This is a genomic window from Allobosea sp. Tri-44 (genome assembly GCF_004123845.1).
Classification (GTDB): Bacteria; Pseudomonadota; Alphaproteobacteria; order Rhizobiales; family Beijerinckiaceae; genus Allobosea.
Map to the genome: position 1 here is coordinate 197,267 of NZ_NBDP01000053.1, position 15,036 is coordinate 212,302.

Annotated in this window: 16 protein-coding genes; 12 read left to right on the forward strand and 4 right to left on the reverse strand. The window is 66.6% G+C overall.

Annotation, left to right across the window (positions count from 1 at the left end; genetic code table 11):
- Position 1: 1 nt before the first annotated feature.
- Positions 2-1,297 carry a DUF3422 family protein gene (locus tag B6S44_RS26035; RefSeq protein ID WP_129159771.1) on the reverse strand — a complete coding sequence of 432 codons (1,296 nt, stop codon included), beginning with the start codon at positions 1,295-1,297 and terminating at the stop codon, positions 2-4.
- Between the two features lie 53 nt (positions 1,298-1,350).
- Between B6S44_RS26035 and B6S44_RS26040 the strand changes: the two genes are divergently transcribed.
- The 6 genes from B6S44_RS26040 (at position 1,351) to B6S44_RS26060 (ending at position 5,240) form a co-directional block, all read left to right on the forward strand.
- Positions 1,351-2,004, forward strand: coding sequence for a DUF29 domain-containing protein (locus tag B6S44_RS26040; protein WP_248309767.1), 654 nt, complete (start codon positions 1,351-1,353; stop codon positions 2,002-2,004).
- 37 nt (positions 2,005-2,041) lie between these two features.
- Entirely contained in the window at positions 2,042-2,668 is a 627-nt protein-coding gene (locus tag B6S44_RS26045) for a hypothetical protein (protein ID WP_129159772.1), read from the forward strand.
- A gap of 93 nt (positions 2,669-2,761) precedes the next feature.
- Positions 2,762-3,259 carry a hypothetical protein gene (locus B6S44_RS26050; RefSeq protein ID WP_129159773.1) on the forward strand — a complete coding sequence of 166 codons (498 nt, stop codon included), beginning with the start codon at positions 2,762-2,764 and terminating at the stop codon, positions 3,257-3,259.
- Positions 3,260-3,267: 8 nt separating this feature from the next.
- On the forward strand, positions 3,268-3,420 hold the full coding sequence (locus B6S44_RS29515; protein WP_164985956.1) for a hypothetical protein: 153 nt from the start codon (positions 3,268-3,270) through the stop codon (positions 3,418-3,420).
- A gap of 135 nt (positions 3,421-3,555) precedes the next feature.
- Positions 3,556-4,482 carry an ABC transporter ATP-binding protein gene (locus tag B6S44_RS26055; RefSeq protein WP_129159774.1) on the forward strand — a complete coding sequence of 309 codons (927 nt, stop codon included), beginning with the start codon at positions 3,556-3,558 and terminating at the stop codon, positions 4,480-4,482.
- Positions 4,479-5,240 (forward strand): ABC transporter permease, encoded by a 762-nt coding sequence (locus B6S44_RS26060; protein ID WP_129159775.1) that lies wholly within the window; start codon positions 4,479-4,481, stop codon positions 5,238-5,240. The genes B6S44_RS26055 and B6S44_RS26060 overlap by 4 nt, the downstream gene beginning before the upstream one ends.
- A gap of 5 nt (positions 5,241-5,245) precedes the next feature.
- On the opposite strand, the gene B6S44_RS26065 is transcribed toward B6S44_RS26060, so the two are convergent.
- Positions 5,246-6,928 (reverse strand): methyl-accepting chemotaxis protein, encoded by a 1,683-nt coding sequence (locus tag B6S44_RS26065; protein WP_129159776.1) that lies wholly within the window; start codon positions 6,926-6,928, stop codon positions 5,246-5,248.
- Between the two features lie 176 nt (positions 6,929-7,104).
- Here B6S44_RS26065 and B6S44_RS26070 point away from each other — a divergent pair, with 176 nt between their 5' ends.
- The 4 genes from B6S44_RS26070 to B6S44_RS26085 all read left to right on the forward strand — a co-directional run bounded on the left by B6S44_RS26070 (position 7,105) and on the right by B6S44_RS26085 (position 10,820).
- Entirely contained in the window at positions 7,105-8,727 is a 1,623-nt protein-coding gene (locus B6S44_RS26070; protein WP_129159777.1) for a peptide chain release factor 3, read from the forward strand.
- 75 nt (positions 8,728-8,802) lie between these two features.
- On the forward strand, positions 8,803-9,000 hold the full coding sequence (locus tag B6S44_RS26075; protein ID WP_129159778.1) for a type II toxin-antitoxin system VapB family antitoxin: 198 nt from the start codon (positions 8,803-8,805) through the stop codon (positions 8,998-9,000).
- Positions 8,997-9,362 carry a type II toxin-antitoxin system VapC family toxin gene (locus B6S44_RS26080; RefSeq protein ID WP_129159779.1) on the forward strand — a complete coding sequence of 122 codons (366 nt, stop codon included), beginning with the start codon at positions 8,997-8,999 and terminating at the stop codon, positions 9,360-9,362. Before B6S44_RS26075 ends, B6S44_RS26080 begins: the two co-directional genes overlap by 4 nt.
- Positions 9,363-9,446: 84 nt before the next feature.
- The gene (locus B6S44_RS26085; RefSeq protein WP_129159780.1) at positions 9,447-10,820 is read left to right on the forward strand and encodes a S41 family peptidase; all 1,374 of its coding nucleotides are present in this window, start codon (positions 9,447-9,449) and stop codon (positions 10,818-10,820) included.
- 15 nt (positions 10,821-10,835) lie between these two features.
- Here the strand turns inward: B6S44_RS26085 and B6S44_RS26090 are convergent, their stop codons facing one another.
- Together B6S44_RS26090 and B6S44_RS26095 are read right to left on the reverse strand one after the other, a co-directional pair.
- On the reverse strand, positions 10,836-12,059 hold the full coding sequence (locus tag B6S44_RS26090) for a histidine kinase (RefSeq protein ID WP_129159781.1): 1,224 nt from the start codon (positions 12,057-12,059) through the stop codon (positions 10,836-10,838).
- Between the two features lie 31 nt (positions 12,060-12,090).
- On the reverse strand, positions 12,091-13,383 hold the full coding sequence (locus tag B6S44_RS26095) for an adenylosuccinate synthase (protein ID WP_129159782.1): 1,293 nt from the start codon (positions 13,381-13,383) through the stop codon (positions 12,091-12,093).
- 306 nt (positions 13,384-13,689) lie between these two features.
- Here B6S44_RS26095 and B6S44_RS26100 point away from each other — a divergent pair, with 306 nt between their 5' ends.
- Entirely contained in the window at positions 13,690-14,256 is a 567-nt protein-coding gene (locus B6S44_RS26100) for a dihydrofolate reductase family protein (protein ID WP_129159783.1), read from the forward strand.
- Between the two features lie 88 nt (positions 14,257-14,344).
- On the forward strand, positions 14,345-14,923 hold the full coding sequence (locus B6S44_RS26105; protein WP_129159784.1) for a tyrosine phosphatase family protein: 579 nt from the start codon (positions 14,345-14,347) through the stop codon (positions 14,921-14,923).
- Positions 14,924-15,036: the final 113 nt, after the last annotated feature.

The window sequence follows — 15,036 nt, forward strand, 5'->3', positions numbered from 1 at the left end:
CTTAACTGTCGCGGTGGCCGCGCCGGATGCGCCGGACCATCAGCCAGACGCCGATCAGCGCGACCGGTACGAACAGCGCAGTCGCGACGCCGATATCGACCGGCAGGAAGCCGGCATCCTTGGCGCCCTTGGCGAGATAGCCGAACAGGCTGACGACGTAGTAACCGATCGCCGCGACCGAGAGTCCCTCGACCGTCTGCTGCAGGCGCAATTGCAGCCGGGTGCGGTCGTTCATCGCCGCGAGCAAATCGCGGTTCTGCTGTTCGAGCGCGACGTCGACGCGGGTGCGCAAGAGGTTGGCGGCGCGGGCGAGGCGGCGCGACAGATCGAGCTGGCGCTGCTGCAGCATCTGGCAGGTGCGCATCGCCGGCGCCATGCGCCGCGACAGGAAGGCGGCGATGGTCGGCCAGCCGCCGAACGGCGCTTCGCCGATCGCCTCCAGCCGCTGGCCGACGATGCTGTCATAAGCGCGGCTGGCGCCGAAGCGGTAGTTCGCCAAGGCGGCCTCCGACTCCATCGTCGCGGCGATCGCCGTCATCTCGTCGAGCAGGGCATTGTCGGCGTCGAGTCCGTCGGTCTGCATCATCGTGCCGGCGATGCGGACCAGCACCTCCTCAGTGCGGCGCACGGAGGGAGCGAGGCGGTGCGCCTCGGGCAGGCCGAGCAAAGCGAGCACGCGATAGGTCTCGACCTCCAATAGGCGCTGGGCCAGCGCGCCGGCCTTGGCCGGTGTCAGCGCCCGGTCGAGCACCAGGATACGCACGAAGCCATCGACACTGGCGCGGAAATCGGTCGCTACTATCGCTGCCTCGCCATCGACCAGCGATGCCGCCAGGCTCGCCGCGTCGAAGAGCGTTTCCAGGTCGGGCGCAGCCTTTTCGGGCAGCAGATGCAGGTCGGCGGCCACGAGATGGGGGCCCGGCTGCGGCAGAGCGTGCATGCCATGCGGTAGTGCGGTGCTCGCCGGCAGGAAGGGGAGCGCACCGGGCGAGGGCAATTCCCAGGTGTAAGTGGTGAACTCGCTGTGCTGTTCCCAGCGCAAGCTGGCCTCACCAAAGCGGGTGCGATGGTGCTTGGCGCCCTCCGCCGGGCCGGGCACGCCGCGCTCGGAGCAGAAGCGGGCGAGCGCCTCGCGATCGGCGGCGGCCTGGGCCTGGTCGGTCATGAAGGCGAAATGCAGGAGCCGCTGCGGCGTCGAGAGCGGCGCGAAGGGACGGGCATGGATCTCGCCGAGGATGGCGCCGCGCGAGGGATGCGCGACGAGCGGCGCAGCAACGCTCTCGGTCGTCTGGTCCATGCCGTCCTGCCCCTTTGCGCGCTCGCCCTTCGGCTTGTCCGCGCATCTGGACCTTGCCGGAAAGCGAAGAGCGCGACGAGTCGGGCACGGTGTCGCAAGGGCAGCTGCCATCCGGCGCGGCAGGCGACGTTCCTAAAAGAGCGGGCGCTTACGCACTGCGCTCACCGGTTCGCTTTGTGCCAGCGCGTGTCCGCGCTATTCTTGGCGATGTCAGCGGGAGCACGATGATGGGCTACGCCAAGCAGAAGCCGCTTTACGATCCGGCTTCAGACTACGAGACGGATTTTTATCTCTGGAGCTACGAACAGGCGGAGCTGCTGCGCCAACGTCGGTTCTCCGAACTCGACCTGCCGAATATCATCGAGGAGATCGAGAGCTTGGGCCGCAGCGACAAGCGCGCTCTCACCTCGGCTTATCGCGTGCTGATCCGGCACCTGCTCAAATGGCAATATCAACCGGAGAAGCGAAGCGTTTCGTGGCAGGTCACGATTCGAGCCCAGCGGACCGAGATCGAGACGCTGGAGGATGAAAGCCCGTCCCTGGCGGCCAAGGCCGGCGAGATCGTGTCGCGAGCCTATGCCAAAGCGCGCTCCGAGGCCGCGGAGGAAACCATCCTGCCGCTCGCGACATTCCCGGAGAGCTGCGGCTACCTTCTCGCGCAATTGCGTGATGTCGACTGGTTGCCGGAAGGATCGGCCGAAGACTGATGACGAAATCGGGCAGGGATGCGGTTAGGTTCACGCCATGCCCCTGCCCAACCGCGTCCGTCCCGATGGCTCGCTCTTCGCCGATCTGGCGCGGGGCCTCCTGTTCGGCAATCGCGGTGGCAAGTTCCATGATCCGGCGACCAAGGCGCTGCCGACGCGCCTGTTCGCGACCCGGCAATGGATCTGCTGCGTGCTCTCGTTCAAGGGCCGGCAGCGCGACGTCTGGGGCCGCTACTACACCGAGCTGTTCTTCTGCGACGAGGTGACGGCACTCGCCGCCGGGCACCGCCCTTGCGTCGAATGCCGGCGCGCCGACGCGCATGCCTACCGGGCGGCGCTGGTCGCGGGACTCGGTCTCGCCGAGCTGCCGCTCTTCCCTGCGATCGACGAGCGGCTCGATCGCGAGCGACGCGATGGCCGAACGAAGCGTCTGCACAAGCTGCCGGCGCAGAGCCTGCCGGATGGCGCGATGATCGCCACGCCCAAAGGCGAGTTCCTCGCCCTGCGCGGCGACCAGGCCTTGCTCTGGTCGCCCTCCGGCTATGTCGCGAGCCGGCCGCGGCCGGCCGGGTTGGTCACTGCCGTCACCCCGCCGTCATCGCTCTGCGCGCTTGTGAACGGTTATCAACCTCTCTGGCATCCAACAGCGGCCGAACTGGCCTGAATCGCGGTTTACGCGCCTTGTCAGCGTGAAGGGCGGCAGCGCAACGTCCCGCCTTGTGGGCTCGCGGGCCGAGCCGATCCCGGGGGAGTTTCGATGTTGAAGATTGTTTTTGCGCTCGCTGTGGCGCTGGTCGGTTTCAGCGGGTTGCCGGCCTTTGCCGGGGCGCTCCAGATCACCGATGAGGACCCGATCGCCGTGGTCACGGTGCCGGACGCCTGGACGACAGCGAAGATCAAGCGCGGTGTCGAGATCAAGACGCCGGACGACGAGATCTATCTCTGGTTCGAGCTCGTGGCGCCGGACCAGATCGATACGCTGCAGAAGGAGCACAACGGCTATTTCGACAAGGAAGGCGTCACCATCACCGGCGCTTCCGAGACGATCAAGCAGGAGGTCAAGGGCAAGGCCTGGTCGTTCACCGAGCTCAAGGCCAAGAGCAAGGACGGCGATTCGCTGATCCGCTACGTCGCGATCAATCCGAATGTCCCGAGCGGCAAGATCATCATGATGACCTATTGGGCCTCGCTCGACGGCCACAAGACGCATGACGCGGCGATGAAGGGCATCATCGACAGCATCGCCTACAAATAAGATCCGCTTTGCGCGAGGGAACCGCCGGCCGGCTCACGACGTTGTCCCGTCATCTTCATCCGATGACAATCAAGGGGTTAGCGTCGATGCGTTCAATCATTCTGTGGCTGGTGGGCATTCCGATCCCGATCATCATCCTGCTCTGGTTCTTCATGCGCTGACAGGAACTGGTAGAAGGACTTGCTATGGCCGGGCTTGCCCGGCCATTCTTGTTCCGCGGGATGTCGTGCCGGCAGGGCGAAACGGCACGATCCCGCCTTCACCCATGTGCCGTGCTGCGAGTATAGCTTTCGCCCATGCAACCCATCATCCAGATATCCGGCCTGTCGAAGACCTATGCGTCGGGCTTCCAGGCACTGAAGAGCGTCACGCTCGACATCCGGCGCGGCGAGATTTTCGCCCTGCTCGGGCCGAACGGCGCCGGCAAGACGACGCTGATCAGCATCGTCTGCGGCATCGTCAATCCGAGCACCGGCAAGGTCCTCGCCGACGGCCACGACATCATCGCCGACTACCGCGCCGCCCGCAGCCAGATCGGGCTCGTGCCGCAGGAGCTGACCACCGACGCCTTCGAGACGGTCTGGGCGACGGTCTCGTTCAGCCGTGGCCTGTTCGGCAAGCCGAAGAACCCGGCAATCGTCGAGCAGGTGCTGCGCGATCTCTCGCTCTGGGACAAGCGCGACAGCAAGATCATGACGCTGTCCGGCGGCATGAAGCGGCGCGTGCTGATCGCCAAGGCGCTGGCCCACGAACCGCAAATCCTCTTCCTCGACGAGCCGACCGCCGGCGTCGACGTCGAGCTCAGGCAGGACATGTGGAAGCTGGTGCGCCGCCTGCGCGACAGCGGCGTCACCATCATCCTGACCACGCACTACATCGAGGAGGCCGAGGAGATGGCCGACCGAGTCGGCGTGATCAGCAAGGGCGAGATCATCCTGGTCGAGGAGAAGGCCGAGCTGATGCGCAAGCTCGGCAAAAAGCAGCTCACCTTGCACCTGCAGACGCGGCTGGACGCGGTGCCCGAGGCATTGGCCGGCTACGGCCTGACGCTCCAGGCCGAGGGCGAGGAACTCGTCTATACCTACGACACCAAGGCCGAGCGCACCGGCATCACCGCCCTGATGAAGGATCTCGCCGACGCCGGTATCCGTTTCAGCGACCTGCGCACCAGCCAGTCCTCGCTCGAGGACATCTTCGTCGGCCTGCTGAGGGCGAACGCATGAACCTGCACGCAATCAAGGCGATCTACCGCTTCGAGATGGCTCGCACCTGGCGCACGCCGCTGCAGAGCATCCTCTCGCCGGTGATCTCGACCTCGCTCTATTTCGTCGTCTTCGGCGCGGCGATCGGCTCGCATATGGGCGCGATCGACGGCGTGCCCTATGGCGCCTTCATCGTGCCCGGGCTGATCATGCTCTCGCTCCTGACGCAGAGCATCGCCAACGCCTCTTTCGCGATCTATTTCCCCAAATTCGTCGGCACGATCTTCGAACTGCTCTCGGCCCCGGTCGCCTGGTGGGAGGCTGTCTTCGCCTATGTCGCAGCGGCTGCGACGAAATCGGTGATCCTCGGGCTGATCATCCTCGCCACTGCCTTCCTGTTCGTGCCGCTGAAGATCGAGCATCCGGTCTGGATGCTGCTCTTCCTGATCCTGACGGCGGCGACCTTCAGCCTGTTCGGCTTCATCATCGGCGTCTGGGCCGACGGCTTCGAGAAGCTGCAGGCGATTCCGCTGCTGATCATCACGCCGCTGACCTTCCTCGGCGGCTCGTTCTACTCGATCGACATGCTGCCGCCGTTCTGGCGGGCAGTGACGCTGGCCAATCCGGTCGTCTACCTGATCAGCGGCTTCCGCTGGAGCTTCAACGGCGTTGCCGATGTCGGCATCGCAGTTAGCCTGGCCATGACGCTGGTCTTCCTCGGCGCCTGCATCGCGGTGATCGCCTGGATCTTCAAGACCGGCTACCGCCTGAAGAACTGAGCGGCTCAGGCGGCCTTGATCTGAGCGAAGAAGGTCGCGACGGCACCTCGCAATGCCTCTGCCTCGCGCGCCAGGTTCTCGGCGGTGCGCAGCGTGTCGGACGCGGCGCCGGTCGCCTCGCCGGAGGCCGCGGCTAGGCTGTCGAGCGCCAGGGCCGCGGTCGCAGCACCGTCGGCAGTCGCCTGGGCGCTGCGGGCGATTTCCGAGGTGGTGCTTTTCTGCTGTTCAGTCGCGGCGGCGATGGCAGTGGTGTGCTGCGACACCTCGGTGATCGTCGCGGCGATCGCGCCGATTGCGTCGACCGCACCCGTGGCCTCGCCGCGGAAGGCCCCGATCTGGCTGGCGATGCTGTTCGTCGCCTCTGCGGTGCGGCTCGCCAGTGTCTTGACCTCGGTGGCGACGACGGCGAAGCCGCGGCCTGCCTCACCGGCGCGGGCAGCCTCGATCGTCGCATTGAGCGCCAGCAGGTTGGTCTGCGCGGCAATGTCGCGGATCAGGTCGACGACGCTGACGATGCGCTCCGAGGCGCGGGCAAGACCGTCGACGCGTTGGCTCACGTCGCGTGCTTCTTGCGCAGCGCCGCTGACCATGGCGCTGGCCCGCATCACGCGGTTGGCGATTTCGGCGATAGAGCTCGACAGTTCCTCGGCTGCGACCGCGACATGCTGGACCTTGTCGGATGCGTCCTGGGAGGCGTTCTGCGCACCTCCGATCTGGGTGGTACGGGCGCTGGCGATATCGCTCACCGCCCGAGCGGCACCCTCGAGCGTATGGGCACCGGTCTCGACGGTTTCGAGAGCATCGGCGAGCCTGGCATCGAAGGCGGCGACGATCTCGGCGATCCGTTGCTGGCGCGCTGCGCGCCCGGCTTCATTGCGCGTGGCGGCGGCTTCGAGGGCCTCGCGGGCGAGGGCGTTGTCGCGGAAGACCTCGACCGCCCGCGCCATGTCGCCGATCTCGTCCTGGCGGCGCACGAGCGGAATGTTCGTGACCGGTTCGGCCGCGGCCAGGCTGCGCATGGTCGTCGCGAGCCTGCGCAGCGGGCGGGAGACGCGGCGATGCACGACGAGGATCGTGAGGCCAAGACCGGTCAGGATCGAGAGGATGCCGACGCCGATCTGCAGGTTGACGTTGTCGCGCTGCATTGTTTCGAGCCTGGTGTCGAGCGCGGCACTACGTCCGTCATAGCTGCCGGCGATTCGCTTCAGCGTCTCGTTGAGCGCCTTGCGATTATCGCGATTGGCGTCGTCATTGCCGGCTGTGCGCGCCGCCAGCGTGGCGCCCTGGCGCCCGAGCCGGACGATCTCCCGCCGAAAGCGGACGAATTCCTGAACGCGCGCGTCGAGAGCTTCGAAGGCGGCCCGCTCCTGATCCTCGACGAGCGGCCGCCATTCGGCCATCAGCAGTTCGATCTCGGCGAGGTTCTGCAGCAGCGGCGGTGCGAAACGCTCGGCCCCTGCGGCGTCTTCGCTCATATAGATGCCACGCGATTCCATCACGACCGCGTTCACCAGCCCGTTGATCCGCTCCGCGATCGCGGAGCGGTGCGTGATCGCCTGCATCTCGTTCGTCGTCGTCGCATAACGGCTGAGGCTGTGGACCCCGAGCCCGATGGCGATAGCGGCGGCTATGACGAGAAGCGATATCGCGGCCAGAATCTGGCTCGAGATGGTGCGAAGCGTGGCCATCTGTGTCGCGAGTTAGGAGGCTGCGGCTTTGTCACGGTGCGCAGCTGGGAACCCGCCGGCCACCAAAGCATCGCTCGGTTAAATTTGCGTTGGAGCGCACGCGATACGCGTGGGGCGATGCCGCGATCGCGGCTCGCCGGATTGACTTGCGCCGCGCATCCTGTCTTGACCACGCCATGACCGATCTCTCGACCCTCGACGGCCCGGCGGCGGCCACGGCCCCCCATGCGCGCCGGCGCACCTTCGCCATCATCTCGCACCCGGACGCGGGCAAGACCACGCTGACCGAGAAGCTGCTCTATTTCGGCGGCGCGATCCAGCTCGCCGGCGAAGTCCGCGCCAAGGCCGGCCGGCGCCAGACCTCATCCGACTGGATGAAGATCGAGCGCCAGCGCGGCATCTCGGTCGTCACCTCGGTGATGACCTTCGAGTATGACGGGCATGTCTTCAACCTGCTCGACACGCCGGGCCACGAGGACTTCTCGGAAGATACCTACCGCACGCTGACCGCTGTCGATTCGGCTGTGATGGTGATCGACGCGGCCAAGGGCATCGAGGCGCGCACCAAGAAGCTGTTCGAAGTCTGCCGTCTCAGAGACATCCCGATCGTCACCTTCATCAACAAGGTCGACCGCGAGACGCGCGATCCCTTCGACCTGCTCAACGAGATCGAGACGACGCTGGCGCTCGACGTCGCGCCGATGACCTGGCCGGTCGGGCGTGGGCGCGAGTTCGTCGGCACGCTCGACCTCGCCAGCAACACGCTGCGCCGCAACCAGAAGGGCGACGAGAGCGATGCCGGCGAGAAGGTCGCGGGCGAGGACGACAAGCTCTTCGACGAGCTCTTGCCCAATGGCGCCGTCGACACCTTCCGCGAGGAAGTCTTCCTGGCGCGCGAAGGCTGCAAGCCCTTCGACCTCGAAGCCTTCCGCGAGGGCCATCTGACCCCGGTCTATTTCGGCGCTGCGCTGCGCGACTATGGCGTGCGCGACCTGATCGATGCCCTCGGGCGGCTGGCGCCGAGCCCGCGGGCGCAGTCGGCCGACAAGCGGACGATCGAGGCGGGCGAGCCGAAGATGACCGGCTTCGTCTTCAAGATCCAGGCGAACATGGACCCGAACCATCGCGACCGCATCGCCTTCATGCGGGTGTGCTCGGGCAAGCTCTCGCGCGGGATGAAGGCCCGGCTGGTGCGCACGGGAAAGCCGCTGCCGCTGAACGCACCGCAATTCTTCTTCGCCCGCGACCGCTCGATCGCCGAGGAGGCCTTTGCCGGCGACATCGTCGGCCTGCCGAACCATGGCACATTGCGCATCGGCGATACGCTGACCGAGGGCGAGGACATCGTCTTCCGAGGCGTGCCCAGCTTCGCGCCGGAGATCCTGCGCCGCGTCAAGCTCAAGGACGCGATGAAGGCCAAGAAGCTGCGCGAGGCGCTGCAGCAGATGGCGGAGGAAGGCGTGGTCCAGCTCTTCCTGCCGCATGATGGCGCCCCCGCGATCGTCGGCGTCGTCGGCGCCCTCCAGCTCGACGTGCTCAAGGAGCGCATGGAGGCGGAATATTCGCTTCCGGTCGATTTCGAGCCCTGCCAATTCGCCATCGCGCGCTGGATCTCGAGCGAGGACAAGGCGGCCTTGCAGAAATTCGTCGGCGCCAAGCCGTCCTCGATGGCCGACGATCTCGACGGCGATCCGGTGTTCATGGCCTCGTCGCAGTTCACTCTGAAATACGATGCCGAGCGCGCGCCGGAGATCAGTTTCTCCGACGTGAAGGACTATCAGAAGGTGGCGGGAGGCTGAGGACAGCGCCAGCGGGCATCATGGAAATACGTATCGTTTGATGCTATCTTTGATGCGTATCGGAGGGTATGCCTCATGCGAACGACCGTGACGCTCGATGATGAGCTTATCGAGAAGGCCCAGTTCTATACAGGGATCACCGAACGCTCGGTGCTGCTGCGAGAAGCGCTGACCGCGTTGATCCAGCGAGAAGCCGCGCGAAGAGCGATCAAGCTGGGTGGCTCAGATCCCAATGCGGCTGCGGCACCGCGCAGGCGTCAGCCTGCGGCGTGATCCTGCTCGATGCCTCGGTCTGGATCGACCATCTGCGGCGCAGCGAGCCCCGTCTGGTCGGGATGTTGTCGGAGGGGGATATCCTGATCCACCCTTTCGTGACGGCCGAGGTGGCGCTCGGTTCGATCGCACGGCGTGATACCGTGATAGCTGTACTCGACGCGCTTCCCCAGGCGCCGGTCGCGACACATGGCGAAGTCATGCGCCTGATAGAGCACGAGCGCCTGCATGGACTCGGCATCGGTTACGTCGATGCCCATCTCCTGGCGTCCGCCCGTCTTGCCGACGCTGGCCTCTGGAGCAGAGATCGCCGATTGCTCGCTGCAGCGGAGCGGCTGGGCGTCGCAGCCGAGGTAACCTAAGTCCCAGCCATGCGACGAGACGGTGAGATTCCCAGACGATCGTGGCGCCGCCGCGGGCTCCGGCTCCTGTGGGGCGCCGCGGCATTGCTTGCTCTCGTCACCGTGCTGCTGGCCGTCATCCTCTATCCGACACTGAAGCCTTACCCGAAGGCGAATGTCCCGGCAGCGCTCTCTCAGCGGGACCGAAATCTGCAGGACCTCGCGCATTTGCGGCGTCTGCCGGAAGTCGAACGCAGCTTCACGGCGCAAACCCGGGTGGCATTCGATCAGGCGATCGCTGCGATCGAGACGCGAGCCGGCGATCTCGACCGGGCCGGCCTGGCGATGGCAGCGGCGAAGGCGGTAGCTTTCGCGGACAACGGCCATACCAACGTGCTCGGGCTCGCTGGCGACTACGGCTTCAATGCCGTGCCGATCCGTCTCGGCTGGCTTGCCGACGGGCTGTTCGTGATCGCAGCCGACGAGGAGCGACGCCATCTTCTCGGCGGACAGGTCCTGGTCGTGAACGGGCGCGCAACCGCTGCGCTGGTGGAAACTTTGCGCCGCTATGTCGGCGGTCCCGCCAATCTCGCCCGGGAGTTCGTACCGAACCTCCTGATCTCGCCGGAATTGCTCCATGCAGCCGGCCTCGCCGAAACGGCGAATGGCAGCACCTTCGAAATCCGCCTGGCAGATGGGAGCGCCGCGTCGGTCGATCTTGCGGCCGAGGCCGCCAGGCACCCGCCCTTGACCTCCCAGTCCTGGCCGAAGCGCAATCTGAGCCCGGCTGTCGAAGCCCGCCCGGCCCGGTGGCGGCATGTCCTCGACGGTGTCGCGCTGCCGGCCTACCTCTCGGGCCCTGACAGGAACTACTGGCACGACTATCCGGCGGCCGATCTGCTCTATGTCCAGATCAACCGCGTCGCTGATCAGATGCCGGTCGGTGCATCCCTGTACCTGTCCGGCTTGCTCGACGAAGCCGCGAAGAAACCCATTCGCAACGCGGTCGTCGACCTGCGCTTCAACCGAGGCGGCGACTATACCTTGACGGCCGATTTCACACGCCGGCTACCGCAGCTCCTGCCTCCGAACGGCAGGCTTTTCATCCTGACAAGCGCCAACACCTTCTCGGCCGCGATCAGCACGGCGGCGAGGCTGAAGCATTTCGCCGGAGTGCGAGCCATTCTCGTAGGCGAGGCCATGGGTGACCGCCCGCAGTTCTGGGGCGAAGGCGGGCTCACTCTGTTGCCGAACGCGAAGATTGCGGTCCGCTACACCACGGCGTTCCACGATTGGGAGCATGGCTGCAACCTGTCGCAGATCACGACCTGCTTCCTGCTGAATTACGTCTATGGCGTGCCGGCAGGGTCGCTTCAGCCGACGGTGACGATCGTGCCGAGCTTTGCCGACTATGCCGCCGGCAAGGATCCCGTGATGGCCGAAGTCATGCGGCAGCTGGCATCAGGCCAGGGGCGCTGAGGCGCCGTATCCGCCTCAGCCCTGCCAGCGGCTCAGCGCCTCGGCGATGGTCCGGTTCCCCGCACCACCCTTCTCGAAGGTGATGATGCCGCGCCGACCGGAGGCGAAGCGCACCGGCAGGTCGATCCAGTTGCGGTTGCGCAGCAGGTCGAGATTGCGCTCGGCCTCGACCGGGACGTTCGACAGGGCCGCGACGAAGAGGTTCTCGCCCAGTGCCGAGGAAATCGCCGAAAGCGGGGCGCCGCGCTCGCCCTCTTCGAGCTTGAACTGCGGCACGCCGACCTCGCGGATCGCATCGTTCGCCGCTTCGCCGGTGGTGGTGAAGCGCATGCCGATGATGTGCGAGGCCGGGAAGGCCGGGTCGGTGTTGCGCCGGATGGTGAAGTCGAGCGAGAGCCCGGCCTCGGCGACCTCGATGGTGCTGCGGACGATGGTTTCGACCGGCTGGCCGGGGCCGGCGATGTCGCTGTCCAGCCGCCAGAGGACGCGCCCCTGGACAATGCGCGGCTGCGCGTCCGGCACCTCGATGTAGAGGATGGCGCGCTGAGCCACGGCGATGTCGCTGCCCGGCTGGGCGCCGGCCTGCTGGTTCGGGCGCTGGCCGGTCTGCGGGTTCGGCGTCGGTGCCGGCTCGCCCCCGGCGCGCTCGCTGATTTTGCCGGCCTGGTCGGGCTGTGGGGCCGGCGCCTGCGCCTCGACCCGCTGCCGGACCGGCTGGTCCTGCGGCGCGATCTTGTTGACGTAATAAGCCGAGCCGGCGATCACCGCGACGGCGAGCGCGACGCCGCCGCCGACGATCGCGGTGCGGACATGGCCGGGATCGACGCTGCGCTTGCGCGGCGGCGCGACGCGCGGACGGATCGGCTGCGCATCCTCCTGGGATGCCGCCCGCTCGTCGAAGCGCGGCGTCTCCTGCGGGAGGCCCTGGCGCGGCTTCGGCTCGGGTTGCGGGCGTGTAATGGGAGACGCAGGCGCGGGCGCCGGCTCGTCCGCGGGCAAGGGCGGCAGGCTCGGCTCGATCGCCTCGGCGAGCGCGATCTCGGCCTCGATGCGGGACACGGCCTCGTCGAGCGAGAGCCGCTCGCGCGTGATGTCGGCTTCGGAGAGCGGCGGATCGAGGCTGCGCAATTGCCCGAGCAGCGCCGTGCGCGCCCGATCGTAGACGGAGCGGCGCGCTTCCGGCGACTTGTCGGTCAGTCCAGCGATCGCACGCGCCAGAATGGGGTGGAAATCGGCCATTGGCCTCACATGTCCGCGTTGTTCGGGTCCGTCAACCCTCGAACGGGTTCTGGACCAGGATCGTATCGTCGCGCTCCGGGCTGGTCGACAGCACCGAGACGGAAGCGCCGATCAGCTCCTCGATGCGCCGAACGTATTTGATCGCCTGCGCCGGCAGCTGCGCCCAGGAGCGGGCGCCGGCGGTGGAGCCTTCCCAGCCCTCGATCACCTCGTAGATCGGCTCGACCCGGGCCTGGTCGCTCTGGCCGGCCGGCAGGTGCTCGATGATCTCACCGTCAAGCTTGTAGCCGGTGCAGACCTTGATCTCCTTGAAGCCGTCGAGGATGTCGAGCTTGGTCAGGGCGATGCCGTCGATGCCGGAGGTCTTGACCGTCTGGCGCACCAGGCAGGCGTCGAACCAGCCGCAGCGGCGCTTCCTGCCGGTGACGACGCCGAACTCCTTGCCCTTCTGGCCGATCAGCTCGCCGATCTCGTCGAAGAGCTCGGTCGGGAACGGGCCTTCGCCGACGCGGGTGGTGTAGGCCTTGGCAATGCCGAGCACATAGCCGACGGCGGAGGGGCCGAGGCCGGAGCCGGTCGCGGCCTGGCCGGCGACGATGTTCGACGAGGTCACAAAGGGATAGGTGCCGTGGTCGACATCGAGCAGGGCGCCCTGCGCGCCCTCGAACAGGATGCGCTTGCCGGCGCGGCGCTGCGCGTCGAGCAGGGCCCAGACCGTGTCGGCATAGGGCAGCACCTGAGGAGCGATCTCGGTCAGCTGCTTCAGCAATTCGCTGCCGTCGACCTCGGCGATGCCGAGCCCGCGGCGCAGCGCGTTGTGGTGAGCGAGCAGCCGCTCGATCTTGGCCTTCAGGACCGTCTCGTCCTTGAGGTCGATGACGCGGATGGCGCGGCGGCCGACCTTGTCCTCATAGGCCGGGCCGATGCCGCGCTTGGTGGTGCCGATCTTCAGCGCCGAGTTGGAGGTCTCGCGGAAATGGTCGAGCTCGCGGTGCAACGGCAGGATCAGCGTTGCATTGTCGGCGACACGCAGGTTCTCGGCGGAAATCGCGACGCCCTGCGTGCGCAGCCGGGCGATCTCCTCGACCAGATGCCAGGGATCGACGACGACGCCGTTGCCGATCACCGAGAGCTTGCCCGGGCGCACGATGCCGGAGGGCAGCAGCGAGAGCTTGTAGACGGCGCCGTCGATGACGAGGGTATGGCCGGCATTGTGGCCGCCCTGGAAGCGCACCACCACATCGGCCTGGCTCGATAGCCAGTCGACGATCTTGCCCTTGCCCTCGTCGCCCCACTGGGCGCCGACCACGACCACGTTCGCCATGGTGGTGATTCCCTCTCGCTGACTTACAGGGCCAGCGCGAGCTCCTATCGCCCGATCGGGATCGGTCGATTTCGGAAACCACACTGACGCAAGCGCCCGCACGAACAAAAACCCCGGCGCAAGGCCGGGGTTTCGGGTGGGTCCTTGCAAGCTCTCTTCGGCCAAGAGCATGGCAAGGTCAAGGCTGACGGCGGCAAAGCCGGGGAAAGAATTTTTCGGGACGCTGTCGATTCTGCCGTTTCTCCTTCGACGCCTGGGCAGAAGGGGCAGCGCAGCGCTGCTCGGCGGATCACCAGGAGAAGCAGCATGCGCAAGCTCGTCGTCACCCAATACATCTCGCTCGACGGCGTTATCGAGGACCCGGTTGGGATGGAGAATTCCGGCCTCGGGGACTGGACCGGGCCATTCTCGCGCGGGCCGGAAGGCGAGCGGCTGAAGCAGGAAGAGCTCGATGCCGCGGATTCGCTGCTGCTCGGCCGGCGAACCTATGACGCCTTCGCCGCGGTCTGGCCGTACGTCACCGACAGCCCCTTCGCCGACCAGATCAACGCGCTGCCGAAGCATGTCGCCTCGACGACGCTGACGACCGCCGATTGGCAGGGCACCTCGATCCTTGCAGGCGACGCGCTCGCTGCCATCGCTGCGCTGAAGGAAGAGCGCGGCGGCGACATCCTGGTCTATGGCAGTCTGAAGCTCGTCCATGGCCTGCAGCGCGCCGGCCTGGTCGATGCCTACAATCTGATGGTCTATCCGGTCGCGCTCGGCGCCGGCGGGCGGCTCTTCGCCGCTGGTGTGCGCAGCAATCTGGCACTCGCTGGGGCCAAGACCCTGGGCGAGGGCATCCAGTGGCTGCGCTACGAGGCCAGGCGCTGACGGGCAGGGCAGCCCTGCGGCCGCGGCGGTTGCGGGCAGGCGCCGGGAGGATTAACCCGGCGCCATCAGCCCCGTGGGACCGAAACCGATGCAGCCGATCGCCATTTCAATCCTCACCATCTGCGGGATCGAGGAACTGCCGGCGCAGAGCGCACGCAAGGTCAGCCATGTGCTGTCACTGCTCGATCCCGACCTGCCGGAGATCGAGTCCTTTGCGGCCTATAACGCCCACGAACGCGTGACGCTGCGCTTCCACGATATCATCACGCCGCAGGAAGGCCGCGTGCATCCGACGGAAGCGCACGTCGCCGAGATTCTCGACTTCGGCGCCAGCTTGCGTGAGACGGCGCTGAAGCGTCAGGAGGGACATCTCCTCGTCCATTGCCATATGGGCATCTCGCGCTCGACCGCGGCGATGCTGTCCCTGATGGCGCAGGTCCATGCCGATGAAAGCGAGGATGCGCTGTTCGCGCGCCTGCGCACCATCCGGCCGCAGGCCTGGCCGAACTCGGTGATGATCGGCTTCGCCGACACGCAACTGAAGCGCGGCGGCCGGCTCAGCGCGGCGCTCGGCCGGCACTATGCCCATCAGCTCGAGGCGCAGCCGCGTTATCGCCAGTGGATGGCCGATCTCGGCCGCGGCACCGAGGTCGCAATGGCGGGCTGACCGCTTTCCCCAAAACTTCTCGCTCGTACTCCTCCGACCGTCGTCAGTCATCTGGAGCATGGCTGTTTTGCCGTGTTAGCAGAATGAGTTGACGGCGATCGGCCGTATGACAT